Source organism: Nocardioides abyssi (assembly GCF_030412915.1).
GTDB classification, from domain to species: Bacteria; Actinomycetota; Actinomycetes; order Propionibacteriales; family Nocardioidaceae; genus Nocardioides; species Nocardioides abyssi.
Window position 1 is genome coordinate 362,414 of the sequence record NZ_JAUHJR010000001.1, and the last position, 24,914, is coordinate 387,327.

At 74.6% G+C, this 24,914-nt stretch carries 25 protein-coding genes and 1 pseudogene; 17 read left to right on the forward strand and 9 right to left on the reverse strand.

The annotated features are described in order from the left end of the window. Positions 1-9: 9 nt before the first annotated feature. Entirely contained in the window at positions 10-909 is a 900-nt protein-coding gene (locus QWY29_RS01740) for a DUF4349 domain-containing protein (protein ID WP_300958930.1), read from the reverse strand. After that, on the reverse strand, positions 906-1,853 hold the full coding sequence (locus QWY29_RS01745) for a LysR family transcriptional regulator (protein ID WP_300958931.1): 948 nt from the start codon (positions 1,851-1,853) through the stop codon (positions 906-908). The genes QWY29_RS01740 and QWY29_RS01745 overlap by 4 nt, the downstream gene beginning before the upstream one ends. Before the next feature lie 247 nt (positions 1,854-2,100). Here QWY29_RS01745 and QWY29_RS01750 point away from each other — a divergent pair, with 247 nt between their 5' ends. From QWY29_RS01750 to QWY29_RS01795, 10 genes are all read left to right on the forward strand, one after another. Continuing rightward, complete coding sequence (locus tag QWY29_RS01750) at positions 2,101-3,345, forward strand: SfnB family sulfur acquisition oxidoreductase (RefSeq protein ID WP_300958932.1); 1,245 nt, start codon at positions 2,101-2,103, stop codon at positions 3,343-3,345. A gap of 29 nt (positions 3,346-3,374) precedes the next feature. Beyond that, positions 3,375-4,535, forward strand: a complete 1,161-nt coding sequence (locus QWY29_RS01755) for an LLM class flavin-dependent oxidoreductase (protein WP_300958933.1) — start codon at positions 3,375-3,377, stop codon at positions 4,533-4,535. After that, positions 4,532-5,035: an NADPH-dependent FMN reductase gene (locus QWY29_RS01760; protein WP_300958934.1), complete on the forward strand. Its 504-nt coding sequence runs from the start codon at positions 4,532-4,534 to the stop codon at positions 5,033-5,035. The genes QWY29_RS01755 and QWY29_RS01760 overlap by 4 nt, the downstream gene beginning before the upstream one ends. Next, positions 5,032-5,565, forward strand: a complete 534-nt coding sequence (locus QWY29_RS01765; protein WP_300958935.1) for a flavin reductase family protein — start codon at positions 5,032-5,034, stop codon at positions 5,563-5,565. The genes QWY29_RS01760 and QWY29_RS01765 overlap by 4 nt, the downstream gene beginning before the upstream one ends. Positions 5,566-5,619: 54 nt before the next feature. Further along, positions 5,620-6,999 (forward strand): protoporphyrinogen oxidase, encoded by a 1,380-nt coding sequence (gene hemG, locus QWY29_RS01770; protein ID WP_300958936.1) that lies wholly within the window; start codon positions 5,620-5,622, stop codon positions 6,997-6,999. A 98-nt stretch (positions 7,000-7,097) separates the two neighbouring features. Beyond that, the gene (locus tag QWY29_RS01775) at positions 7,098-7,844 is read left to right on the forward strand and encodes a hypothetical protein (RefSeq protein WP_300958937.1); all 747 of its coding nucleotides are present in this window, start codon (positions 7,098-7,100) and stop codon (positions 7,842-7,844) included. 59 nt (positions 7,845-7,903) lie between these two features. Next, positions 7,904-10,009 (forward strand): sensor histidine kinase, encoded by a 2,106-nt coding sequence (locus tag QWY29_RS01780; protein ID WP_300958938.1) that lies wholly within the window; start codon positions 7,904-7,906, stop codon positions 10,007-10,009. After that, positions 10,006-10,692 carry a response regulator transcription factor gene (locus tag QWY29_RS01785; RefSeq protein WP_300958939.1) on the forward strand — a complete coding sequence of 229 codons (687 nt, stop codon included), beginning with the start codon at positions 10,006-10,008 and terminating at the stop codon, positions 10,690-10,692. Before QWY29_RS01780 ends, QWY29_RS01785 begins: the two co-directional genes overlap by 4 nt. A 170-nt stretch (positions 10,693-10,862) precedes the next feature. Then, positions 10,863-11,606 carry a hydrogen peroxide-dependent heme synthase gene (gene hemQ, locus QWY29_RS01790; RefSeq protein ID WP_300958940.1) on the forward strand — a complete coding sequence of 248 codons (744 nt, stop codon included), beginning with the start codon at positions 10,863-10,865 and terminating at the stop codon, positions 11,604-11,606. Between the two features lie 61 nt (positions 11,607-11,667). Then, the gene (locus tag QWY29_RS01795) at positions 11,668-12,312 is read left to right on the forward strand and encodes a hypothetical protein (protein ID WP_300958941.1); all 645 of its coding nucleotides are present in this window, start codon (positions 11,668-11,670) and stop codon (positions 12,310-12,312) included. Between the two features lie 85 nt (positions 12,313-12,397). On the opposite strand, the pseudogene QWY29_RS21050 reads toward QWY29_RS01795, so the two are convergent. Next, positions 12,398-12,466, reverse strand: a pseudogene (locus QWY29_RS21050) (BBE domain-containing protein); the annotation flags it as partial. A 98-nt stretch (positions 12,467-12,564) separates the two neighbouring features. On the opposite strand from QWY29_RS21050, the gene QWY29_RS01800 reads away from it, so the two are divergent. Next, a complete protein-coding gene (locus QWY29_RS01800; protein ID WP_300958942.1) occupies positions 12,565-12,993 on the forward strand; it encodes a response regulator transcription factor in 429 nt (142 codons plus the stop codon). 135 nt (positions 12,994-13,128) lie between these two features. On the opposite strand, the gene msrB is transcribed toward QWY29_RS01800, so the two are convergent. Further along, positions 13,129-13,545, reverse strand: a complete 417-nt coding sequence (msrB, locus tag QWY29_RS01805; protein WP_300958943.1) for a peptide-methionine (R)-S-oxide reductase MsrB — start codon at positions 13,543-13,545, stop codon at positions 13,129-13,131. Positions 13,546-13,664: 119 nt separating this feature from the next. Here msrB and QWY29_RS01810 point away from each other — a divergent pair, with 119 nt between their 5' ends. The 5 genes from QWY29_RS01810 to QWY29_RS01830 all read left to right on the forward strand — a co-directional run bounded on the left by QWY29_RS01810 (position 13,665) and on the right by QWY29_RS01830 (position 18,172). Next, positions 13,665-14,765 (forward strand): ferredoxin reductase, encoded by a 1,101-nt coding sequence (locus tag QWY29_RS01810; RefSeq protein ID WP_300958944.1) that lies wholly within the window; start codon positions 13,665-13,667, stop codon positions 14,763-14,765. A gap of 68 nt (positions 14,766-14,833) precedes the next feature. After that, positions 14,834-16,087, forward strand: a complete 1,254-nt coding sequence (locus QWY29_RS01815) for a fatty acid desaturase family protein (protein ID WP_300958945.1) — start codon at positions 14,834-14,836, stop codon at positions 16,085-16,087. After that, positions 16,087-16,557, forward strand: coding sequence for a hypothetical protein (locus QWY29_RS01820; RefSeq protein ID WP_300958946.1), 471 nt, complete (start codon positions 16,087-16,089; stop codon positions 16,555-16,557). The genes QWY29_RS01815 and QWY29_RS01820 overlap by 1 nt, the downstream gene beginning before the upstream one ends. Positions 16,558-16,589: 32 nt before the next feature. Further along, positions 16,590-17,690, forward strand: coding sequence for a DNA polymerase domain-containing protein (locus tag QWY29_RS01825; protein WP_300958947.1), 1,101 nt, complete (start codon positions 16,590-16,592; stop codon positions 17,688-17,690). Continuing rightward, complete coding sequence (locus tag QWY29_RS01830) at positions 17,687-18,172, forward strand: DinB family protein (RefSeq protein WP_300958948.1); 486 nt, start codon at positions 17,687-17,689, stop codon at positions 18,170-18,172. Before QWY29_RS01825 ends, QWY29_RS01830 begins: the two co-directional genes overlap by 4 nt. A gap of 21 nt (positions 18,173-18,193) precedes the next feature. Here the strand turns inward: QWY29_RS01830 and QWY29_RS01835 are convergent, their stop codons facing one another. Next, complete coding sequence (locus QWY29_RS01835) at positions 18,194-18,544, reverse strand: hypothetical protein (RefSeq protein WP_300958949.1); 351 nt, start codon at positions 18,542-18,544, stop codon at positions 18,194-18,196. A 42-nt stretch (positions 18,545-18,586) separates the two neighbouring features. On the opposite strand from QWY29_RS01835, the gene QWY29_RS01840 reads away from it, so the two are divergent. Beyond that, positions 18,587-19,573, forward strand: a complete 987-nt coding sequence (locus tag QWY29_RS01840) for a sulfotransferase family protein (protein ID WP_300958950.1) — start codon at positions 18,587-18,589, stop codon at positions 19,571-19,573. A 4-nt stretch (positions 19,574-19,577) separates the two neighbouring features. On the opposite strand, the gene QWY29_RS01845 is transcribed toward QWY29_RS01840, so the two are convergent. From QWY29_RS01845 to QWY29_RS01860, 4 genes are read right to left on the reverse strand one after another with little or no spacing between them, the layout of a single operon-like run. Further along, positions 19,578-22,277: a stealth family protein gene (locus QWY29_RS01845; RefSeq protein WP_300958951.1), complete on the reverse strand. Its 2,700-nt coding sequence runs from the start codon at positions 22,275-22,277 to the stop codon at positions 19,578-19,580. Continuing rightward, positions 22,274-23,170 carry a hypothetical protein gene (locus QWY29_RS01850; RefSeq protein WP_300958952.1) on the reverse strand — a complete coding sequence of 299 codons (897 nt, stop codon included), beginning with the start codon at positions 23,168-23,170 and terminating at the stop codon, positions 22,274-22,276. The genes QWY29_RS01845 and QWY29_RS01850 overlap by 4 nt, the downstream gene beginning before the upstream one ends. A 1-nt stretch (position 23,171) precedes the next feature. Next, entirely contained in the window at positions 23,172-23,711 is a 540-nt protein-coding gene (locus QWY29_RS01855; protein ID WP_300958953.1) for a hypothetical protein, read from the reverse strand. A gap of 20 nt (positions 23,712-23,731) precedes the next feature. Then, positions 23,732-24,853, reverse strand: coding sequence for an ATP-dependent DNA ligase (locus QWY29_RS01860; protein ID WP_300958954.1), 1,122 nt, complete (start codon positions 24,851-24,853; stop codon positions 23,732-23,734). Positions 24,854-24,914 lie beyond the last annotated feature (61 nt).

Genomic DNA, 24,914 nt, shown 5'->3' on the forward strand with positions numbered 1-24,914 from the left:
CACCCCGGCTCAACCGGCGGAAGCGGTGCGGCGGCGGAGCCGCCTGAGCAGCGCCACGCCGGGGACGCCGAGGACGAGGCCGACCAGGGCGAAGGGGAGGACCGCGCCGAGGACGGTCGCGGCGGCGACGAGGGTGGTGACCAGACCGTCCCAGCCGGCGGAGAGGCCGGCGAGGAAGCCAGCGTCGTCGGTGGCGGGCTCGGCGGCCTCCTCGGCGGTGCGGCCGATCGAGACGGTGAGGGTGGACTGCGCGGTCTGGTCGGCGAGGTAGGCCTGCTGCTTCTCCAGCGAGGCGAGGGCGGCCTGGCGGCGGGAGAGCTGGGCCTCGATGCTGACGATGTCGCGGATCGACTGGGCGCGGTCGAGGAGCTGCTCGATCCGCTCGATGCTGCGTCGCTGGACCCGCACCCGGATGTCGACGTCGAGGACCTTGGTGGTGACGTCCTCGCTGGCGGTGCTGGCGTCGACGAGCTCGGCCACGCCCTTCAGGGCGTCCACGGCTTCGGTGAACCGGTCCGAGGGGACGCGCAGCACCAGCCGCGCGCGCTTCACCTCGCCGTCGTCGTCGGTCGCGGTCTGCTCCTCGGCCACCTCGCCGCGGAACCGGTCGACGACCTCCTGCACCTCCAGCCGCGCCTCCGCGACGTCGTCCGCGCGCAGGGCGACGGTGCCGGTCGAGATCACCTGGCGCTCCTCCTGGGGTGCCTCGACGTCGCTGACGGCGTCGGCGGCCTGGAAGCCGTTGGGGGCAGCCGCCTCGGCGAGGGCGCGGCCGCCGCCCTCCGCGGACGAGGCGGCGACGTCGGAGGACGCCCCGGCGTCGCCGTCCGAGCCGCTCCCGGAGCACGCGGTGGCGAGCGCCAGGACGGCGAGGACGGGGAGCGCGGCGAGGCGGGTGCGGCGGGTCATGCCGTCTGGGACGGCACGACCTCCATCACGGTTCCCGTCGGAGCCGGCGTACGCCGCCCGCGGGCCACCTCGACGAGCGCGGCGCGCAGGTCGCGGACCCGCCCGGGCAGCTGGCCCTCGCGGTGGCGCAGCACCAGGGCCACGGCGGTCTCGTCGCCCGCGATGGGGCGGCACGCGAGCAGGCCGCTGCGCTCGAGCGGGTCGCCGACGACGCTGTAGTCGGGCAGCACGGTGACGCCGAGACCCTCCGCCACCATCAGCTTGCCCATCTCGGCCCCGTCGGTGGTGTGGCAGCGGCCGGGCATGCGCCCCTCGAAGAGCCGGTGGGCGAAGCGGTGCATGAGGTAGCCCGCCCGCATCGCGACGAACCGTTCCTCCCGCAGCTGGTCGATGCTCACCGACGGCTGGGCGGTGAGCGGGTGGTCGGCGGGCAGGACGACGACGGGCCGGCCGTGGACGAGCGCGGTGCCGGCGAGGTCCGGCGGCGCGTCGTCGCCGGCGAGCACGTTGACCAGGCCGAGGTCGAGGGAGCCCTCGGCGAGCCCCTGGTGGATCTCGGTCTGCTGGGCGTCGAGCACCTCCACGGTGGCGCCGGGGTGGCGGTCCTGGAAGAGCCGGAGCGCGGGCACGAGCAGGGTCGAGGTGGCTGCGTTGACGGTCCCGACCCGCAGCAGCCGGGTCGCGGTGCTCTGGTCGCCGGCCGCCTGGCGCAACCGGTCGACCGCCTCGAGGACGTCGACCATGTTCTGCAGCAGGTCGCGCCCCTGGCGGCTGATGCGTGCCCCGGACCGGCGGCGGTCCAGCAGCGTCACCCCCAGCTCGCGCTCCAGCTTGGTCAGCGCCTCCGACAGCGCGGGCTGGGAGATGTGGAGCCGCTCGCTCGCGCGGCGCAGGGAGCCGTGCTGGGTGACGGCGGCGAGGTACTCCAGCTGTTCTATCCGCACGGGTGGACCTCCAGGCGTCGGCGGCAGGTGACGAGCAAAGTCAAGTGACAATATCGACTTCAAGGCATCCGTGCGCCGCGGCGCACCGCCCGTTCGGACCGGCGGCTGCTGCGGGTCCTGCGAGCGGGGTGAAAGGTGCTGCCTTCCACCCGCCCGCCGCTTCCTCGCGTGTCGTGGGTCGCGTCGGCTTGCACTTGCTTTGTATTTCGACCAATCTGATCGACATAGCCCACAGGAAGGTGCAACCGTGTCGACGTTCCTCACGTCCGATGCCGCGGAGACCGGGTCGTTCGCGGTGATCGGTGCCGGCCGCGTGCCGGTGCTCGACGCCGACGCGGCCGTCGAGGTCGCCACCAAGATCAGCCGGCGCCTCGCCGACGGCGCCGCCGACCGCGACGCCGAGCGGGTGCTGCCGGCCGAGGAGGTCGACCTGGTCTCCTCCTCGGGCCTGCTCGCCATCACCGTCCCGGCCGAGCACGGCGGTGCGGACCTGCCCACCGCGGTCGTCGCCGAGGTGTTCCGCCTCCTCGCCACGGGCGACCCGAGCATCGCGCAGGTCCCGCACAGTCATTTCGTCTACGTCAACGCCCTGCGCCACCAGGGCACGCCCGCCCAGCAGGCGTTCTTCTTCGCCGAGGTGATGGCCGGCAAGCGGTTCGGCAACGCCCAGTCCGAGGTCGGCACCAAGCACGTGCGCGACCACCGCACCACGCTCCGTCCGGCGCCGGGCGGCGGGTGGCTGCTCGACGGCGAGAAGGGCTACAGCACCGGCGCGCTCTTCGCCGACTGGATCCCCGTGCTCGCCCACCTCGACGTCGACGGACCGATGCACGTCGCCTGGGTCGAGCGGAGCGCGCCCGGCGTCAGCGTCGCCGACGACTGGGACGGCATGGGCCAGCGCACCACCGCCAGCGGCACGGTGCGCCTCGAGGGTGTCCGGGTCGACGACGCCCGGATCACGCCGTACCACCTGACCTTCGAGGGCCCGCAGACGTACGGCGCGTTCGCTCAGGTGCTCCACGCCGCGATCGACGCCGGCATCGCCCGCGCCGCGCTCGCCGAGGCGGCGGCGTTCGTCACCACCAGGTCCCGGCCCTACCCCGACGCCGGGGTCGATCGCCACGCCGACGACCCGCTGGTGGTGCACGCGTTCGGCGAGATGGAGGTGCAGGTGCGCGCCTGCGAGGCGCTCCTCGCCGAGGCCGCCCGCGCGGTCGACCGCGCGGACGCCGACCTGACCGAGCAGACCGCCGGCGACGCCAGCCTCGCCGTCGCCGCCGCCCGCGCCGCGACGACCCGGGCGTCGGTGGAGGTCTCCAGCCGCCTCTTCGAGGTCGGCGGCACGCGGTCCGCGCTCGACGGGCTCAACCTGCACCGCCACTGGCGCAACGCCCGCACCCACACGCTGCACGACCCGGCCGCCTGGAAGGTCCAGCACCTCGGCCGGTACGCCATCGACGGCACGTACCCGCCCGCCCACGGCCAGATCTGACCGCCCACCGCACGCACAGGAGTGACGAGATGTCCCTGAAGTTCCACTGGTTCCTGCCCACCAACGGCGGCGACGGCCGCCACGTCGTCGGCGGTGGCCACGGCGTCTCGGCCGGTGCCGCCGGTCGGCCCGCGACCGTGCCGTACCTCGGCCAGATCGCGCGCAGCGCCGAGCAGCTCGGCTTCGAGGCGGCGCTGACCCCGACCGGCGCGTGGTGCGAGGACGCGTGGGTCTCCACGGCGATGCTCAGCAGCCTCTCGGAGCGGCTGAAGTTCCTCGTCGCCTTCCGGCCGGGCCTCACCGCGCCGTTCCTCGCCGCGCAGATGGCCGGCACCTTCCAGAACCTCTCCGGCGGCCGCCTGCTGCTCAACGTCGTCACCGGCGGGGAGAGCCACGAGCAGCGGATGTTCGGCGACTTCCTGGACAAGGACGGCCGCTACGAGCGCGCCGACGAGTTCCTCCACATCGTCCGGGCCCTGTGGCGCGGGGAGACCGTGACGTTCTCGGGCAAGCACCACTCGGTCGAGGACGCCCACCTCGCCCAGCGCCCCGACCCGCTCCCCGAGATCTACTTCGGCGGTTCCTCGCCGGCCGCCGGCAAGGTCGCGGCCAAGCACGCCGACGTCTACCTCACCTGGGGCGAGCCGCCGGCCGCGGTCGCGGAGAAGATCGACTGGATCAAGGGCCTGGCCAAGGAGGAGGGCCGCGAGCTGCGGTTCGGCATCCGCCTGCACACCATCGCCCGGGACACGTCCGAGGCCGCCTGGGCCGAGGCCGACCGCCTGCTCGCCGGCATCGACGACGAGCAGATCCGCAAGGTCCAGGAGGGCCTCAAGCGCAGCGAGTCCGTGGGCCAGCAGAAGATGCTGGAGCTCAACGGCGGCAGCAAGGAGGGGCTGGAGATCCACCCCAACCTCTGGGCCGGGGTGGGCCTGGTCCGCGGGGGCGCCGGCACCGCGATGGTCGGCAGCCACAGCGAGATCGCCGACCTCGTCGAGCAGTACGTCGCGGTCGGCATCGAGGAGTTCGTCCTCTCCGGCTACCCGCACCTGGAGGAGTCCTACTGGTTCGGCGAGGGCGTCCTGCCCGAGCTGACCCGCCGCGGCCTCTGGCAGCACCCCGCCCCGCAGGTCGCGACCTCCGCCGCCGTGCCCTTCGGCGCGGCCGGCGGCAGCAGGGCCGCCTCGTGACGGTCGCCGTCGTCGTCGGCAACCCCCGGCCCGGCTCGCGCACGCTCGCCGCCGCGACGTACGTCGCCCGCGAGCTGTCCGGCGCGGAGCCCGACCTGGTGGTCGACCTCGCGGTCCTCGGGCCGGCGCTCCTGGACTGGTCGGACCCCGAGGTCCGCGGGCTGGTCGAGGAGGTCGGGGCCGCCGACCTGGTGGTGGTCGCGAGCCCGACGTTCAAGGCGACGTACTCCGGTCTGCTCAAGCTGTTCCTCGACCGCTTCTCGACCACGGGAATCCGTGGCGTGGCCGTCCCGTTGATGCTCGGTGCCGGGCCGGCCCACGCGCTCGCCCCCGAGGTGTCGCTGCGGCCGCTGCTGACCGAGATCGGCGCGACCGTCCCGACCCGTGCGCTCTACGTGGTCGACGACGCCCACGACGACCCCGCGGCGTACGCCGAGTGGTTGGCCGAGGCCCGGCCCCGCGTCGCCGCCGCCCTCTCCCCGACAGGAGTCCCCGCATGACCGCCACGCCCGACCCGCTGGCCACCGTGACCACGCTGACCACCAACCAGGACCTCGACCCCCAGCGCCTCCGCGAGGCGTTCGGGATCTTCCCGACCGGGGTCGTGGCCGTCGCCGCCGAGGTCGACGGCGAGCCGGTCGGCCTGGCCGCCAGCTCCTTCACCTCGGTCAGCCTCGACCCGCCGCTGGTGTCCTTCTCGGTCGCGAACACCTCCAAGACCTGGCCGACGCTGCGCCGCGCGGCCCACCTCGGGGTGACGATCCTCGCCTCGCACCAGGGCACGATCTGCCGCCAGCTCGCCGGGCCCGTCGAGGAGCGGTTCGCCGGCATCGGCCTGCACACGACCGAGGACGGCGCCGTGCTCCTCGACGAGGGGCTGGCGCGCTTCGACTGCTCGATCCACGACGAAGTCGTTGCCGGCGACCACACGCTGGTGCTGCTGCGCCTGCACTCCGTCGAGAACGCCGACACCTCGCTGCCCCTGGTCTTCCACCGCTCCGGCTTCGGCCGGCTGGAGGCCACGGCCTGAACGCTGGGCCTGACCTGGGCCTGACCGCTGGGCCGGGGGTGGGAGGCTGGTCGGGTGACCGACCAGCAGCGCCGCCGGACCGTCGTGGTGGGGGCCGGCATCGCCGGCCTGACCGCTGCACTCGACCTCGTCGCCGCCGGTGACGAGGTCGTCGTGCTCGAGGGGTCCGCCCACGTCGGCGGCAAGATCCGCCGGCACGAGGTCGCCGGTGTCGCGGTCGACGTCGGGGCCGAGGCGATGCTCAACCGCCGTCCCGAGGGGGTCGACCTGGCCCGGGCGGCCGGCATCGAGGTCGAGCACCCCGCGCTGACCTCCTCGCGCATCTGGACCCGCGGCGAGCTCCGCCCGCTGCCGCGCTCGATCATGGGGGTCCCGCTCGACCTCGACCAGCTCGCGGCCTCCGGCGTGCTCAGCGAGGAGGGCCTCGCCCGCGTGCGCACCGAGCCGTCGCTCGGCCCGGAGTCGCCCGAGGCGCTCGAGGGTGACGTGTCCGTCGGCGACCTCGTCGACCGCCGGTTCGGCCCCGAGGTCACCGACCGGCTCGTCGAGCCGCTCCTGGGTGGGGTCTACGCCGGTCGCGCGCGGCAGATCTCGGCCCGCGCCGCCGTCCCGCAGCTGGTGGTGTACGCCGCCCGCGGCTCGCTCCTCGAGCAGGCCGCCGCGCTGCCCACGACCTACGACTCGCCCGTCTTCGCCGGCATCCCCGGCGGCATGGGCCGGCTCCCCGAGACGCTCGCGGCCGACCTGCCGGTGCGGCTCGGGATGACCGTCCGCGCGCTCGCGCGGCGACCGGGTGGCGGCTTCGCGCTGACCTGCGGGGCGACGACCGACCCCGAGCTGGTCGAGGCGGACGCGGTGGTGCTCGCCACCCCGGCCGCTCCGACCGCTCGGCTGCTCGCCAACGTGTCCCCGGCCGCCGCCGCCGAGCTCGCCGGCGTGGAGACCGCGTCGGTGGTCGTCGTGACCCTCGCCTACCGCGTCGCGGACGCCGGCCCGGTCGTCGGCGCCGGCTCGTCCGGCTTCCTCGTGCCCCCGGTGGAGGGTCGGCGGGTGAAGGCCTCGACGTTCTCCTTCGCCAAGTGGGACTGGGTCCGCGCCGCCGGCGCCGAGCACGACGTCGTCCACCTGCGCACCTCGCTGGGCCGGCACGGCGACGAGGTCGCGCTGCAGGCCACCGACGAGGAGCTGGTCGCCTGGTCGCTGGCCGACCTCGCCGCCGCCACCGGGCTCGCCGCCCGGCCGGTGGACGTGCACGTGCAGCGGTGGGGCGGGGGACTGCCGCAGTACGCGCTGGGCCACCTCGACCGGGTCGCCCGCGTGCGCTCGGCCCTCGACGCGGTCCCCGGGCTGGCGGTCTGCGGGGCGACGTACGACGGCGTCGGCATCCCCGCGGTCGTCGCCTCCGCCCACCGGGCGGTCCGCGAGCTGGGCTGAGTCCCCGCACAGACCTGGTGCCGGACGGCCGCAGGTCGGGACCAGGTCTGCCCGGTTGTCCCTGGGCCGCGGGACACCCGGCCCGCGAACCTCCTGCCATGACCACCACCGTCACCCACCCGGCCCGCACCGACCTCCCCCGGGAGCACTCGGGCGAGGGCCGCACCCCCGACCGCAGCACCCACGACGGCGCCCCCGGTGCCCGTCCCTCTCGCCACTGGGCCCTCGCCGGCGTCGGCGCCGGCCTCGCCGGCATCGGCGCGATCCTCGCGTCCGGCATCGTCGACGCCGTCTACGACCCCGCGATCCAGGGCGACGCCACCGCGATCGCCGACAAGCTCGCCACCCAGACCGAGGCCGCCTTCGTCTTCCACACCCTCGCCCTGGTCAGCGCCGTGCTGCTCGTGGTCTTCGCCGCGGGCCTCCTGCGCCGGCTGCGCCACCGCCTCGGCGGCGACAGCCTGCTGCCGATGGCGGCCTTCGCCGGCCTCGCCGGCACGGCCGTCGTGCAGGTGATCGGCACCAGCCTCGACACCGAGTTCCTCTTCGGGCTGCCGCACCAGGACGTGCTCGTCGACAGCAACGTCGTGATGTACGGCCACTTCATCGGCACCGTCCCGTGGTGCTGGGTCCTCGCCGGGCTCGCGGGCCTCGCGCTGCACCTGGCCGGTCGCGCCCGGGCCGTCCCGCGCTGGGTCGGCCGCGTCGGGCTGGTGCTCGGCGGGCTCACGCTGCTCGCCGGCATCTCGCCGCTGCAGTACGTCGCCGGCATGATCGGCCCGGTGTGGCTCCTCGTCACCGCGCTCGGCTTCGCGCTGGGCGACAAGGCGTACCGGACCGCGTGACCACCCCCGACGCTGCCGGTTCGGCCCCACGCGGGCCGGACCGGCAGCACACTGTCCCCGTGGACCAGGACCAGCCTGCGGACCAGCGTGCGGGTCGGCGTGCGCTCGACCTCCCGGTGCTGGCCCTGCCAGTGCTCTGCGCGGCCGGCTTCGGGCTGGCCGTCTGGCTGGAGTCGCGGCTGCCCGCGCACATCCCCGGCGACGGCCTCGCGCCCGGCCCGGGCTGGAGCACCGGCCTGACCGGCCTGGTGCTGGCCGCCCTGGCCGCGGTGGTGCTCACCTCCGACCGGCGCCAGGGCCTCGGCTGGGCCCTCGCCTGGTCAGGGGTCTTCTGGACCCTCGACGGGGTCTCGGAGTCGTGGTTCCGCACCGGCCTGGACAGCGCCGAGCCGCTGCCGCTGATGACGACCACGGCGTGGTTCCTGCTGCGCTTCACCTCGCTGCTGCCGGTGACCGTGGCGCTGGTGGCGCTGCTCTTCCCGACCGGCCGCTTCCTGCCGGGCCGCTGGGGCACGGCCGGCAAGGTCGCCCTCGGCGTCATGCTCCTGTCGTCGCTGGCCTACGTCGTGGCCCCGTCCGACGGCTTCGACGACGTCGGCCGGCTCCCGATCGGCGCCGACCCCGACCCCACGACGCTCGGCGCGGTCGAGCCCGTCGCCGGGCCGCTGCTCGCGCTGGCCGGGACCGCCTCGCTGCTGGCCCTGCTCGTGCCGGTCGCCACCGTCGTGGTCCGCCACCGCCGGGCGACCGGCCTCGAGCGCGACCGGCTGCGCTGGCTGCTGTGGGGCGTCGTGGCGGTCGTGCTCCTCGTGCTCGCGACGCTGCTGCTCGACGTCGGCGCCGCCGAGCCCTTCGTCTTCTTTGTCGTCGTGTGCCTGCTGCCGGCCGCGATGACGGTGGCCGTGGTCGCCCCGCGGGTCGTCGACGTCGACGCGCTGCTCGGCCGCACGCTCGCCTACGGCGGCCTGTGGACGGCGCTGCTCGCCGTCGACCTGCTGGCGGTCACCCTGCTCACCCGATTCCTCGGCGACGCGCTCGCCCAGCGCGAGGTCGTCGCCGTCGTGCTGCTGCTGACCGTCCTGCTCTACGGGCCGCTGCGCCTGCGGCTCCAGTCGCTCGCGCGACGGCTGGTGCTGGGCCGGCGCGACGACCCGTACGACGTCGTGGCCGGCCTCGCCTCGACCCTCGAGACCGCCGACGAGGGCCCCGAGCAGCTCGCCGCGGTCGCACAGGCGGTGGCCCGGGCGTTCGGCGTGCGGCACGTCAGCGTCGAGGTCGACCGCCCCGGCGGCGAGAGGGTCGTGGCGGCGTACGGCCCCCTCCCCGAGGAGACCCGCACGCTGCCGATCACCTACCGCGACGCCGAGGTCGGCCGGCTCGTGCTCCCGGCCCGGGGGCTGCGCAGCCGGCTCACCCGCCGCGACGAGCAGCTGCTCGGCGACCTGGTCCGCCAGGCCGCCACCGCCGCGCGGACCGGCCGGCTGGCCGAGGAGCTGCAGGAGAGCCGCGAGCGGCTCGTCGTTGCGAGGGAGGAGGAGCGCCGGCGGATCCGCCGCGACCTCCACGACGGCCTCGGCCCGTCGTTGAGCGGCGTCGTCTTCCGCCTCGAGTCCGCCCGGCTGTCGGTCGAGCGCGACCCCGACGGCGCGCGCGACCAGATCGCCGCCACGAGCGCGCTCGTCCAGGACGTCGTCGCCGACGTGCGCCGGCTGGTGCACGACCTGCGCCCGCCCGCGCTCGACGACCGCGGCCTCGTCGGTGCGCTCCGGCAGCAGGCCGACGCCGCACCGGTGGCGACCGAGGTCCGGACCGAGGTGCTGGACCAACCGCTGGGTGGGCAGTCGGACGAGCCGGGCGGCGGGCTGGGACCGTTGCCCGCCGCGGTCGAGGTCGCGGCGTACCGCATCGCCGGCGAGGCCCTGACCAACGTCGTGCGCCACGCCCGGGCGTCGCGCTGCTGCGTCCGCCTCGTGCGCACCGACCGCGAACTGATCATCGAGGTCGCCGACGACGGCGTCGGGGTGCCGCCCGACGTGCAGTCCGGCGTCGGCCTGGTCTCGCTTCGCGAGCGGGCGGCCGAGCTCGGCGGCACCAGCGAGATCACCTGCCCACCCGGTGGCGGCACCGTCGTCCGGGCCACCCTGCCCCTGAGGAGCACCCCATGAGCGGTCCCAGCGCCCCGTCGGCCATCCGGGTCGTGGTCGTCGACGACCACCAGATCGTGCGCGACGGCCTGGTCGCGCTGCTCCACGCGCTCGACGGGATCGAGGTCGTCGGGTCGGCCGCCGACGGGCGTGAGGCGCTGCACGTCGTGGGGGAGGCCGCCCCCGACGTGGTGGTCATGGACATCCAGATGCCCGAGCTCGACGGGATCGAGGCGACCCGGTTCATCACCGGCCGCCAGCCCGGCACGCGGGTGGTGATGCTGACGATGAACGAGGACGACGAGACGGTCCTCGCCGCGATCCGGGCCGGCGCGAGCGGCTACCTGCTCAAGGGGTCGGGCGCGGAGGAGGTGCACAACGCCGTGCGTGCCGCGGCCGCCGGCGGGATGGTCTTCGGGGCCACCCTCGCCGGCCGCGTGGCGTCGTACTTCGCCGGCGCCGCGGCCCCGGCCACCCCGGCCGGGCGCGGGGCCGACGACCCGTTCCCCGACCTCACCGACCGGGAGCGCACCGTGCTGGACATGCTCGCCGCCGGCCGCTCCAACGACGCGATCGCCGCCGAGCTCTACGTCTCGAGCAAGACCGTGCGCAACACCGTCTCCACGATCTACGCCAAGCTGCACGCCGCCGGGCGGGCCGAGGCGATCGTCAAGGCGCGGGAGGCCGGCTACGGGAGGGGCTGAGCGCGCCGGCCCGGGGCCTCAGGCCGGCTCGACCGGAGCCACAGCTCGACGTGGCGGTCGAGAAGTCCGCCGCCCGGTCGAGGACGGCGACGACCTCGGGGCCGGGCCGCTGCGGTCGGGGTGACCGGGTCGACAGCCGCGGCGCGGTCGCCGCCCGGCACAATGGAGGCATGAGCGAGACCGCCCCTGGCACGAGCACGGAGACCAAGTCGAACGCCGCCCGCGTCCGCGAGATCAACGACTCGATCCGCTACACGATGTGGTCGGTCTTCCGGCTGCGCGACGTGCTCGGGCCGGTCGACGGCGGGGCGGACCGTGCCGCCGAGGGCGCCGAGGTCGAGCGGCTCTTCGCCGAGCTCGCCGAGGCCGACGTGGTCGTCCGCGGGGTCTACGACGTGAGCGGCCTGCGCGCCGACGCCGACGTGATGGTCTGGTGGCACGCGACCGACTCCGAGGAGCTCCAGGCGGCGTACCACCGCTTCCGCCGGACCGCCTTCGGCTCCCGCCTCGAGCCCGTGTGGAGCCAGATGGCGCTGCACCGCCCGGCGGAGTTCAACAAGAGCCACGTGCCGGCGTTCCTCAACGACGAGGCGCCCAAGCGGCACATCTGCGTCTACCCGTTCGTGCGGTCCTACGAGTGGTACCTCCTCGACGACGGCGAGCGTCGCCGGATGCTCGCCGAGCACGGCAAGATGGCGCGCGACTACGTCGACGTGCGGGCCAACACCGTGGCCAGCTTCGCGCTGGGCGACTACGAGTGGATGCTCGCCTTCGAGGCCGACGAGCTCTACCGCATCGTCGACCTGATGCGGCACCTGCGTGCCTCCGACGCCCGCCGGCACGTGCGCGAGGAGGTGCCGTTCTACACCGGCGCGCTCGTTCCCGTCGCCGAGCTGGTCCAGCGCCTGCCCTGACCGGTCCGGACCAGGCGCGACCACGCGGGAACCGCTCCGGCGCACCCGGCGTCGGAGCGACATGAGGACCACGTTCGCGCTGCTGCTCGCCACTCCCCTGCTCGTGCTGGCCGCCTGCGGCTCCGACGACGCCCCCACGACCGCCGCCGACCCGGCGGCCACGACCCCGGCCGCGGCCTCCACGCCGCGCCCCGAGGCCGTCCCGGCGGCCGACGGGCGGGTCCGGACCGTCGACCTGGCCACCGTCATGGACACCGGCGAGGGCGCCCCCGAGCTCTGCCTGGGCCCGGTCGCGGAGTCCTGGCCCCCGCAGTGCGGCGGCCCGGCGCTGGTCGACTGGGACTGGCGCGCGGTCCAGGGCGTCTTCGAGCGCTCCGGGACGACGCGGTGGGGGATGTTCTCGGTCACCGGCACCTGGGACGGCACCTCGCTGACGGTGGCCGAGGCGGTCCCCGCCGCGCTCTTCGACCCGATGGTGGCCGAGCCCGCGCCGGCGCTCCCCGCTCCGTCCCGCGAGCTCACCGAGGCGGAGCTGGCGTCGGTGCAGACCGACGTGCAGGACCTGCCCGGCGGGCAGGGGGCGTACGTCGCCGAGGGCCGGGTCCACGTCGACGTGACCTACGACGACGGCTCGCTGCAGGCCTGGGCCGACGAGGCCCACGGCGCCGGCGTGGTGGTCGTCCGCTCGCTGCTCGTCCCCGCCTGACCGCCGTCCGCCTCGTGCTGCTGAGCGTGCGCCGGAGCGCTCGCTGGGCAGCACGAGGCGGGGCCGGCGGCCCGGCCGGTGTCGCTCAGACCTCGTGGTTCGCGCGGAACACCCCGTCGGGGTCGACGAGGGCGCGGACGGCGCGGAGCCGGTCGAGGACGCCGGGCTCGTACGCCGTCGCCGGGTCGGCGGGCCGACCTCATCGCCAGCTCACCGAGCGCCAGCGACCCGCTCACACCGGTCTCGGCGCTGGTGGGCGCCGCCCGCCGCTACGCCCGCGGGGACATCGCCTCGCCGCCGCGGTCGCGGGTGCGCGCGGCCAGCGGGATGTGGCTGGTGCTGCACGCCTCGCCGCTCACCTCGTTCGGCGACCGGGCCGGCGACGTCGTGGTCACCATCGAGGAGGCCCGACCGCCGGAGATCGTCGCGCTCGTCGTGGCGGCGTTCGGGTTGACCCAGCGCGAGCGGGACGTCACCCAGCTGGTGCTGCAGGGGGTCGACACCAAGGAGATCGCGGCGACTCTGCACGTGTCGACATACACCGTCCAGGACCACCTGAAGTCGGTCTTCGACAAGGCCGACGTGCGCTCGCGGCGTGAGCTGATCGCCCGGATCTACTTCGACCAGTACGTCCCGCGGATGGGCTCCGAGCTCGGGCCGTCGGGGTGGTTCAGCAGCTGATCGGGGCGTCCCTCGCCGGGACATCTCAGGGGAGTCCTGCACATATCGGGGCAGATCTGCCCCGATATGTGCAGGGGTCACCGGTTAACCGGTGACTCCTGCAGCCGGTCCGCGCAGCTTCCGCGGCGGCCGCGGTCAGGCCTGCTCGGCGGGCTGCTGGGCCGGCTCGAGGGTGAGGCTGATCGAGTTGATGCAGTACCGGTCGCCGGTGGGGGTGCCGTAGCCGTCGGGGAAGACGTGCCCGAGGTGGGAGCCGCAGCTGGCGCAGCGGACCTCGACGCGCTTCATCCCGTGCGATGTGTCCTCGATGTACTCGATCGTGTCGCTCATCGGCTGGTAGAACGACGGCCAGCCACAGCCGGAGTGGAACTTCGTGTCGGACTCGAAGAGCGCCGCCTGGCAGGCGCGACAGCGGTAGACGCCGGTCGTCTCGGTGTCGTTGTACTCACCGGTGAACGCCCGCTCGGTGCCCGCCTGTCGGAGCACGGCGTACTCCTCGGGGGAGAGCTGCTCGCGCCACTCGGCGTCCGACTTCTCGACGTGGTAACCCATGCCTCCAGCGTACGGCGGCACCCCAGCGCGCCCCGGCCCGTGGACGCCCGGTTGACCGGTCTAGAGAACATGTGTTCACTGGGGAGTGGGACGGACGTCACGAGGGTATGGGGGCCGGCATGGCAGGCACGATCCCGTGGGAGCGGGTCCGCAAGGCGGGCCACACGCTCACGACACCGCTCGACCCGGACGACTACCTCCGGTTCCTCAACCCGTTGTGGACCGCCCGCGAGCTGCGCGGCCGCGTCGAGAAGGTGATCCCCGAGACCGAGGACGCCGCCACGCTGGTGATCCGTCCCGGCTGGGGCTGGCGCTACCGCCACCGGCCCGGTCAGTACGTCGGCATCGGCATCCAGGTCGACGGCAAGTTCCAGTGGCGGTCGTACTCGGTCTCCTCCGAGCCGCGGCGCAGGGGCCGCACCATCGCGATCACCGTGCGGGCGATGCCCGAGGGGAAGCTCTCCTCGCACCTGGTCAACGGTCTCGAGCCGGGCACGATCCTGCGGCTGGCGCTGCCCGAGGGCGACTTCACGCTGCCGGACCCGCCGCCGCCGCGGATGCTGTTCCTCGTCGCCGGCAGCGGCGTCACGCCGGTCATGTCGATGCTGCGCACCCTGGACCGGCGCGGGGCGCTCAGTGGCGACGACGCCCCCGACGTGGTCATGCACTACTCCTCGCCCACCCCGGACCGGATGATCTTCCGCGACGAGCTCGAGGCGCTCGCCGAGAAGCACGACCGGCTGACGCTCCACCAGCTGCACACCGACACCGACGGCATGCTCGAGCTCGAGCACCCCGAGAAGGGGCTCGACGGCATCTGCCCGGACTGGCGCGAGCGCGAGACCTGGGCCTGCGGGCCGGGGCCGATGCTCGACGCGATCAGCGAGCACTTCGAGAAGGAGGGGCTCGAGGACCAGCTCCACCTCGAGCGCTTCCAGCTCAAGCTCGGCGACCAGGGTGGCGAGGGCGGCACGATCACCTTCCGCAACTCCGGCAAGTCCATCGAGGTCGACGGCGCCACGACGGTCCTCGAGGCCGGCGAGGAGGCCGGCGTCGGCATGCCCTACGGCTGCCGGATGGGCATCTGCCACACCTGCACGCTCACCCTCGTCGAGGGCACGGTGCGCGACCTGCGCAACGGCGACGAGTTCGGTCAGCCCAACGAGCCGGTGCAGACCTGCGTCACCGCCGCCGTCGGCGACTGCACGCTCGACATCTGAGCAGGACCCGGCGCCACCCCGCCGGCACCAGCACACCTCGTCCAAGCACACCTGAGACTGGAGGCCCCGTGGCCATCGCGGACGTCAAGGAGTACACCCACCTCTGGGAGGAGGAGGTCGAGCAGATCGGGCGCGAGCTCGACGCGATCCGCCAGGAGATCGAGGAGTCGCGCGGCGCGTCGGACGCGGCGTACATCAACCGCCTCATCAAGATCCAGCGCGGCCTCGCCACCGCCGGGCGCGTCTCGATGCTCGCCGGCACCTGGGGCGGGCGGTGGGCGCCGAGGGCGGAGAAGCCGGCGCTCGTCGCTGGCGCGACCTTCCTCGGCCTGGCCAAGATCCTCGAGAACATGGAGATCGGCCACAACGTCATGCACGGCCAGTGGGACTGGATGAACGACCCTGAGATCCACTCCTCGAACTGGGAGTGGGACACCGCGCAGCCGGCCGAGCAGTGGAAGCACTCGCACAACTACATCCACCACCAGTTCACCAACGTGCTCGGCCACGACAACGACATCGGCTACGGCATCCTGCGGATGGCGCGCGAGCAGCGCTGGCACCCCTACTACCTCGGGCAGCCGGTCTACAACGCCCTGCTCGCGACGCTCTTCCAGTGGGGCGTCGCCCTCCACGACCTCGACCTCGAGCGGATCCGCAAGGGCGAGAAGGACCCGAAGGAGATGAAGCGGCAGCTCAAGCAGATCTTCCGCAAGGGCCGCAACCAGATCCTCAAGGACTACGTCGTCTACCCGGCGCTGTCCGGGCCGCGCTGGAAGCAGGTGGCCGTCGCCAACGCGACCTCCAACCTCACGCGCAACCTGTGGTCCTACGTGATCATCTTCTGCGGGCACTTCCCCGACGGCGCGATGCACTTCACCGAGGAGGAGCTCGAGGACGAGACCCGCGCGGAGTGGTACCTGCGCCAGGTGCTCGGCGCCGCCAACTTCAAGGGCGGCCCGCTGCTGCACGTCCTCAGCGGCAACCTCGGCTTCCAGATCGAGCACCACCTCTTCCCGGACCTGCCGAGCAACCGGTACGCCGAGATCTCGGTCAAGGTGCGCGCGCTCTGCGACAAGTACGACATCCCCTACACGACCGGCCCGCTCCACCGGCAGTACGGCCAGGCGCTGCGCACGATCATCAAGCTCTCGGTGCCGAACAGCTGGACCTCCAGCAACGACCCGGCCCCGCCGGAGCGCCCGGACACCGCCAACGAGCCCGAGCGCGACCGCCGGCGCAAGTCCGACGCCGAGCGGCAGCCGCGCCGCGCCGAGCTCGGTGCCTGGACCCGCTCGCCCCAGGAGAGGAGCCACGACTGATGGACCCCGCTCCCCGGGAGTTCGCCGAGCTGCCGACCGACCCCGAGCTGGGGGTGCCGGTGCCGTTCGCGGCCGGCACCGACGTCGGGTACGGCGACCGGCCGGCCGGCACGCCGGTCTCGGTCCGCCGGCTCGACAAGCGACGGGTCACCCAGTGCGCGCTCAGCCGCGTGTGCGGGGTCTGCGGCGCCAGCCTCGGCCGTCCGTTGGCCTTCCTCGGGTCGCGGTCGGAGGTCGGCCGGCTCGCCTTCCACCTGCCCCCGGCCCACCTGGCCTGCGCGCAGGCGCTCCTGGCGGCGTACTCGTCGGTGGGGGAGACCGTGCTGGACATCGACGCCCCGCCGGCCGAGTGGGTGCTGGCGACGACGGCGAGCTTCGAGTTCGTCCGGGCCGGCCGCGACGACCTCGACAAGCGGCCGACCTTCCAGCCGAGCTCGGCGCTCACCGAGGTCACGCCCGCTCGGCGCTGACCCACCGGGGTCGACCCGGCTAGCGTGTCGCCATGGCGAAGGCAGCGGCCGCGACGGTCGTGGCGGGGGACCGCGAGGTCCGGGTGACGAGCCCCGACCGGGTGATCTACCCGGCCACGGACTCCACGCCCGAGGTCACGAAGCTGATGGTGGCGGAGTACGTCGCGTCGGTCGGCGACGGGCTGATGCGCGCGCTGCGCGACCGGCCCACCGCGCTCGAGCGCTGGCCCGCCGGGGTGCATCCCGGCATCAGGCTCGCGACCGGGCGGCCCGGCGAGAAGGCCGACGCGTTCTACCAGAAGCGGGTGCCGAAGGGCGCGCCCGACTACCTCGAGAGCGTCGAGATCACCTTCCCGTCCGGCCGGACCGCCGAGGAGATTTGCCCGACCGAGATCGCCGTGCCGGTGTGGTGCGCCCAGATGGGCACGCTGACCTTCCACCCGTGGCCGGTGCGGCGCACCGACGACCCGGCCAGCCTCGACCACCCGGACGAGCTGCGCATCGACCTCGACCCGCAGCCGGGGACGTCCTTCGCCGACGCCGTCCGCGTGGCCGGCGTCGCCCGCGAGCTGCTCGAGGAGCTCGGCCTGCGCGGCTACCCGAAGACGTCGGGCAACCGCGGCATCCACGTCTACGTGCGCATCGAGCCGCGGTGGGAGTTCACCGACCTGCGGCACGCCGCGATCGGCCTCGGCCGCGAGCTGGCCCGCCGCGACGACGGGGTCACGGTCGAGTGGTGGAAGGAGGAGCGCGGGGAGCGGATCTTCGTCGACTACAACCAGAACAACCGCGACCGCACCATCGCCTCGGCGTACTCCCTGCGGCCGGTCGCCGGCGCTCCGGTCTCCACCCCGCTCACCTGGTCCGAGCTCGCGGGGCTCACCGACCCGCACGCCTTCAACCTCTTCACCGTCCCCGACCGGCTCGCCGACGGCGACCCGTGGGCCGACATCGACGAGGAGGCCTTCTCGCTCGAGCCGCTGCTGCGGCTGTGGGAGGAGCTGCCCGGCGGTGAGCTGAACTTCCCGCCGGACTATCCCAAGATGCCGGGCGAGCCGCCGCGGGTGCAGCCGAGCAAGAAGGTCGCCGCCCACTGGGACGAGGACGGCAACCGGGTCGAGGACGAGCGGTGAGCGACGCGCGCGACGTGCCGGTGGCCGGCGAGCGGGCGCTGCTGGAGGCGATGGTCGACCGCCAGCGCGCGGCGGTCGCCGGCCTGCTCGACGACCTCACCGACGCCGAGGCCCGCGAGCGGCTGGTGCCGTCGCTGACGACCGTGCTCGGGCTGGTCAAGCACGCCACGTTCGTCGAGCGGGTGTGGTTCCACAGCCGGGTCGCCGGCGTCCCGCGCCGCGAGCTCGGCCTCCCCGACACGGTCGACGAGAGCTTCGTGCTGACCACCGACGACACGGTCGCCTCGGTGCGGGCGGCCCACGCCGAGGCGTGCGACCGGTCGCGCGCGATCGCCGCCGAGCACGACCTCGACGAGACCTACCCGTGGCACCACGGGCCGGTCAGCCTGCGCTACATCCACGCCCACATGGTCGCCGAGCTGGCCCGGCACGCCGGCCACGGCGACATCCTCGTCGAGCAGCTGCGGGCCCGGCGGGCCTGAGGTGCAGGCCGGGCCGCGGGCTCAGACCGACGGCCCCTCGACCAGGCTGAGGGCGTAGCCGACCCCGTCGGGGACCGCGTGGGCGACCTCGCGCCAGCCCTGGTCGGCCAGGCGGCGCACGTAGGAGCGGACGTCGGGCTCCCGGGAGCCGATCAGCAGCAGCCGTCGGCGCTCGCCGCCGGCGGCGTCCTCCACCGGGACGAGCAGGTCGAGCTCGTGGACCACCGGGGTGGCTGTCGCATCCTCGAAGCGAGCGCGCAGCAGCGCTCGGCCGCCGGCGGGCCGCTCGGCCCAGACCCACGCCCGGCCCTCGTGCTGCACGGACCCGGTGGCCGGGGCCACGGGCAGGAAGCCGGCACCCATCGCTCTCACGGTCGCGCAGCCTAGCGACGAGGTCGCGTAGCCTCACCGCCCGTGAGGCTCGTCATCGTCACCGGATCCGGCCGCAGCGGCACCAGCAGCGTCGCCGGCACCCTCAAGCGGCTCGGGCTGCACGTGCCGCAGCCCGAGGTGGAGGCCGACGAGTCCAACCCGCGGGGCTACTACGAGCCGCTGTGGGTCACGGAGTTCCACAAGCGGCTGCTCAACCCGGTGCCGGTGCGCACGATCGACACCCGGCCCACGGCCGCCGAGGTCGCGGCCGCCGCGGTCACCCCCGAGGTCGAGGCCGAGCTGCACGCGTGGCTGGCCGACGTCGTCGCGATCGGTGAGCCGCAGGTCGTGGTCAAGGACCCGCGCGAGTTCTGGGTGCACGACCTGTGGCTGCGGGTCGCGGGCGGGCTGGGCGTCGAGGTGTCGACGCTGACCATGCTGCGCCACCCGACCGAGGTGGTGCGCTCCCGCGACACGGCGTACCTCACCGCGCAGTCGGACTCCTTCCGCCGCCAGCGCGAGACCGCCAACGTCGCCGCCTGGGTCAACGCGGCGTTCCTCACCGAGCAGGCCACGCGCGGGCACCGCCGGGCGTTCGTGCCGTACGCCGACCTCGTCTCCGACTGGCGCGGCGCGATGACCCGCGCAGGGGACCAGCTGGGCGTGGCCTACGACGGGCCGCTGGACGCGCCCCACCCGGTCGACGACTTCGTCGACGTCCGGCTCAACCGCTCGCAGGTCACGTGGGACGACATCACCGTCGCCCCCGCGCTGCGCTCGCTCGCGGACCGGACCTGGGCGGCGATGGGCACCCTGGTCACGAGCCCGCACGACGAGGCGGCGGTGGCGGAGCTGGCGGCGCTGCAGCAGGAGTACCTCGAGATGTACGACGCCGCCGCGGCGATGGCCTCCGACGAGACCCAGGCGCAGGTCGCCGCGGCCCGCCGGCAGCTCAAGGAGCGGCTCGCGGTCAAGAACGAGCGGATCGACAAGCTGCGTGCCGAGCTGAAGGCGCTGCGGGGGAGCTGAGCGGCTACCGCTCCCAGGGCGCCGCGACCGGGTAGTACTCCGCGTAGAAGTCCGCCAGCAGCCGGTCGAGCCGGGCCGCGGGCAGCGCGTGGTCGTGGTGGTCCCCGAGGCAGAAGAAGTCCTGCTCGCGCTCGAGCAGCCGCTGGAGCTGCCACTCGACGTCGCTGTTGCTGACGTTGACGAACGCGTGCTCCGCGCGACCGGCGTACGCCGTCCCGGTCGCGAGCCCGTAGTGCTGGGCCAGCGAGCTCAGCAGCGACACGTCGGTCTCGGAGCGGAACGGCGCCCGGGCGGTGCGGCCGACGTCGTCGGCGAACCGCTCGGCGATCTCGGTGAGCACCGAGACCCGGTGGGGGTGCGGGGTGTGCGCGAGCGTGCTGGTCGTGGTGACGCCGAACGCGTCGCGGAGCAGGCGGCGGTTGTTCCAGGCGGCGCGGAGGTACGCCGGGGCGCCGGGCACCTCGTCGGGGCCGACGGTGGTGGTGGAGAGGAAGACGGCGTTCTGGCCCGCAGGCGTGAACAGCTGCTCGGGGCGCACCGGCCGGCCGAGGAAGACGTCGTCGTTGAGGTAGACCCACTGCTCGCTGAGCCCGGGGATGCGGTGCAGGCCGGTCTCGATCGCGTGCGAGCTGAAGGTCGGCAGCGCGTCCGCGGGCAGCAGCTCGCGGTGGTCGACGACGGTGACCTGCGGGTGGTCGGCCAGCCACGCGGGCCGCTGGCCGGCGGTGACGAGGTAGATGTGGCGCACCCAGGGCGCGAACAGGTGCACGCTGCGCATCGAGTGCCGCAGCTCGTCGCGGTGCACGAAGCGCGCGCGGCCGCTGGCCTCGCGGGTGGTGGCGGTGCCCGTGACCTCCGCGAGGCGGGCGGCGCGGGCGTCGTTCCACGTGGGGTCGTCGCCGTCGACCCAGGTGTAGACGACGTCGACGGGAAAGCGGACCTCGTCGAAGGTCGGCTCGGCCATCAGCGGCAGCGTCCGCACCGGCACGCCGTCGACCTCGTGGTCGACCAGGCCGGCGCCGGGCGGCACGGTCTGCACCCAGCGGTTGCGCCGCGGCGCGACCAGGTCGCCGTCGACCGTGGACTCCCAGAACTGCAGCTCCACGCCGCCGTCGTGCGCGAGCAGCCCGGGCCGGCCGGTGGTGGGGTCGGTCGGCCACGGCTCGAGCGCGACGGACGTGGTCATGCCGCGCCGCAGGTCGCGGGCGAGCTCGGCGACCGGGCCGCGGCGCTCGTGCCAGCCGTGCTGGGCGGGGTCGCGCAGGGAGAGGTACGCCGGGACGCCGGCGGCGGCCAGGTGGTCCAGGAGGTCGCGGCGGGCCGACATCGGCACCACGACGGCCGGCGGGGCGGCCCCGTCGCGCGGCACGACGAACCACGCGTCGCTGGCGGCCCGCGCCGCGTCGACGGCGGCCCGCAGCGCGGCCCGGCGGGCCTCGACGGGGGTGACCCCGGCGACCTCGGCCAGGTCGGTGGCGACCACCCGGGGCCGGCGCGGGGGCGTGGCGAGCGCGCGGGACCCGAGCCGTCCGCGGCCGGCCCGGCGGGCGCGCGCGTCGGCGAAGATGCCGAGCCAGCGCTCGGCGAGCACGTGGGCGTCGTACTGCCGGGCGGCGCGGTGGGCGCCCTCCCCGAGGCGGTGGCGCAGCTCGTCGTCGGTGGCCAGGCGCAGCAGCGCGGCGGCCATGCCGGCGACCGACTCGGGGCCCACGAGGAGGCCGGAGACGTCGTGCTCGATGATCTCGCGCGGCCCGGAGGCGCAGTCGAAGCTGGCGACCGGGACACCGGCGGCCATCGCCTCCTGGACCACCAGCGGGAAGCCCTCGGCGCGCGACGTCAGCGCGCTGATCGACGCCTTGGCCCACTCCCCGCGCATGTCGGGGACGGCGCCGGGCAGCTCGACCCGGTCCCACAGCCCGTCCTTGCGGACCTGGCGCATGATCTCGGCGCGCTGCGGGCCCTCGCCGCAGATCCGCAGCCGCCAGCCCGGCATCCGGTCGGCGACCTGGCCGAAGGCGGCGACGAGCTTGGGGACCTGCTTCTCCTGGACCAGCCGGCCCGCCGCGACGACGACCTTGCGGTCCAGCCGGGAGCGGGGGACGAAGCCGATCGGCAGCGGGTTGGGGACGACGACGGTCTCGGGGGCGACGTCGCCGAGCCGCTCGCGCAGCCAGGTCTCCACGGTGGGGGTGAGCAGGGCGACGACGTCGGCGCGGGGCGCGTAGGTGAGCAGCGGCTCGAGGCCGGAGGTGCGGTCGGAGGAGGAGCGGTGCTCCTGGTGGACGACCGTCACGGCGTCGGGGAGCAGCTGGACCGCGGAGGCGAGCAGCGCGGGGGTGACGGTGACGACCACGTCGACGTCCAGCGCCGGCAGCGCGGCCTCCATCGCGACGTCGGTGAGCGCGGAGAACTGGCCGTCCCACCGGGCCGGGACCAGCACCGACTCCCGGTCGGCGAGCGCGGCGGCGACCCGGGCGGGGACGCCCGGCACCGGGCTGGTCGCCGGGTCGCGGTCCTCGCGGACGTCGACGAGGTAGCGCACGTCGACCCGGTCGTCGATGTCGTAGTGCGGGCGGTCCGCGCTGCGCGTGACGCTCAGCAGCGTCACGTCGTGGTCGGGGGCCATCGCGTTGGCCTGGGTGATGGCCGACCGCGACGTGCCGCCCATCCCGTCGAGGTTGAGGACGAGCCAGGCGATCCTCACGAGTCGTCCTCCTGCTGGTCCTGGTCGCGCGGGGGGACGCGGACCCCCAGCGTGCGGTCGGGGGTCCACACCAGCCGCCACAACGGCCGGTCGGCGTCGTCGAGGTAGACGTGCGGCAGCAGCGTGGCCGGGTTGGCCTCGCGCAGGTCGTTGCCGTCGCGGGCGACCGGGCGGGCCGCGGTGGCGGTGCCGGCGGTCACCGCGAGCCTGCGGCCGCGGTCCAGCGGCACGACGTCGCGGTGCAGGCGCGCGCGGCCGTCGAGGATCTCCACCGTCGCGACCACCTCGCCGCCGGGCCCGCCGGAGCGCAGGTGCAGCTCGCCGCCCATCGCCCCGGCCACGTGCAGCTCGACGGCGTCGCCCTCGGGGGTCGTCGTGACCGAGACCAGGCGCGGCAGCGGCTCCGCGACGACGGTGCGCACCAGCCGCAGCGTGCCGTCGTCGGCCCGCTCCAGCGCGAAGCGGCGCGAGCCGTCGCGGCTGGTCGGCACCAGCGTCGGGCCGTCGGGCGCCGCGCCGGGCGTGAGGGCCAGCGGCGGCGTCCAGACCGGCTTGGGGGAGCGGCCGCCGGGCCCGAGCAGCACGACGTCGTACGACGCGTCGTCGGCGCCGGGCAGGGCCAGCAGGTCGGCGCGGACCGAGCGGAAGGCCGGCGTGTCCTCGTGGTCGCCGACCAGCGGCACCACCTCGTCGCCGCCGTCGACGCGCAGCGCGAGGGTGCCGGGGGCGGCCTCGACGGCGAGCCAGAGGTGCTCGCCGTCGAGCACGGCGGCGTACGCCGCGGTCGGGCGCCCGCGCGGCGGCGTGGGCCGCGGGACGCGCTCGAGCGTGGTGGCGGGAGCAGGCTCGTCGGGGAGGTCGGCCGGGGCCGACCGACGGAGGGGGAGTCGCACCTCAGACGCCCGTGACGCCCTCGCCGCCGCCGGCGGACTGCTCGTCGATGTTCTCGTGCTCGAGCAGGTGCAGCACCGGGACGCCGATCTTGCGGCGGGCCTGGGAGGTCCAGTCGACGTGGAAGAACTCCGCCACGACGTGCGGGCGGGTCAGGATGATCGCCTCGCGGCCGTCGACGGCCTGCACCTTCTCGGCGAGCGCGTGGATCGGCGGGTCGGTGACGACCTCGCCCACGGCGGTCGCGCCGGCCCCGCGCAGCGCCTCCAGCGTGCGGGCCAGGTCGGAGCCCGAGCGCTCCTCGCAGTCGTGGCGCACGGCCTCGAGGTCGACCTCGGACATCGCCATCGCGGGGGAGGCGAGCAGCTCGCCGCCAGACAGCGACCCCATCGCGGCCTCGATGCGCGCCGCGGCGTCCTCCATGGGGAGCAGCACGTGGTAGGTGACCTGCTCCTCGATGCCCTCGTGCAGCGATCGGACCTGGGCGGCGTCGGCGGGCGTGAGCGCCTGCTCGACGAGGAGCACTACGTCGTAGTCGGCCATGCCGCCAGCCTAGTCACCGACTAGCCCCCGGGGTGCTCCTCGGTGGGCGCGGCGCTGAGCACCTCGGCCAGGTCGTAGCGCACCGGCTCGTCGAGCTGGTCGTAGCCGCACGACGTCGGGTCGCGGTCGGGGCGCCACCGCTTGAAGTGTGCGGTGTGCCGGAAGCGGCGGCCCTCCATGTGGTCGTACTTCACCTCCAGCACCCGCTCGGGCCGCAGCGGGGTGAACGACAGGTCCTTGCCGACGCTCCACCGGCTCTGCGTGCCGGGCACCCGGTCGGGGTTGGCGATCAGGTCGCTCCACGCGCCCCAGGGGTGCTCCTCGGGCGGGCAGACCAGCGGCTGCAGCTCCTCGAGCAGCTCGGCGCGGCGCTTCTCGGTGAAGCTCGCGCTCACGCCGATGTGCTGGAGCGAGCCGTCGGCGTCGTACAGGCCCAGCAGCAGGCTGCCCAGCAGCGGCCGCTCCGGCGTGCTCGTCTTGTGCTCGCGGTAGCCGGCCACGACGACGTCCGCGGTCCGCTCGTGCTTGACCTTCATCATCGTCCGGCCGTTCTGGACGTACGACGCGTCGAGGGGCTTGGCCACCACGCCGTCCAGCCCCGCGCCCTCGAACCGGGTGAACCAGCCCTCCGCCTCGGCCGGGTCGGTGGTGGCCCGCGTGAGGTGGCACGGCCCGCGCCGGCCGACCAGGTGCGCGAGCGCCTCCTCCAGCGCAGCCCGGCGCTCCGCGAACGGCCGCTCGGCGTACGACTCCTCGCCCAGCGCCAGCAGGTCGAACGCCACGAACCCCGCCGGGGTCGTCTCGCTCAGCATCTTCACCCGCGAGGCAGCCGGGTGGATCCGCTCCTGCAGCACCTCGAACTCCAGCCGGTCGCCCACCGCCACGAACAGCTCGCCGTCGAGCACGCACCGCTCCGGCAGCTGGGCCTTCACCGCCTCGACGACCTCGGGGAAGTAGCGCGTCAGCGGCTTGGTGTTGCGGCTGGTCAGCTCCACCTCGTCCCCGTCGCGGAAGACCAGGCAGCGGAACCCGTCCCACTTCGGCTCGTAGAGCAGCCCGCTCCCGTGCTTCGTCGGGTCGGGCACCCCCGCCACGGACTTGGCGAGCATCGGCTGGACGGGCGGCATCACGGGCAGGTCCACCCTCCCGAACCTAGCGACCAGCCCCCGCCCCCGCCGGTCGAGCACGGAGGGCCGCCGATCC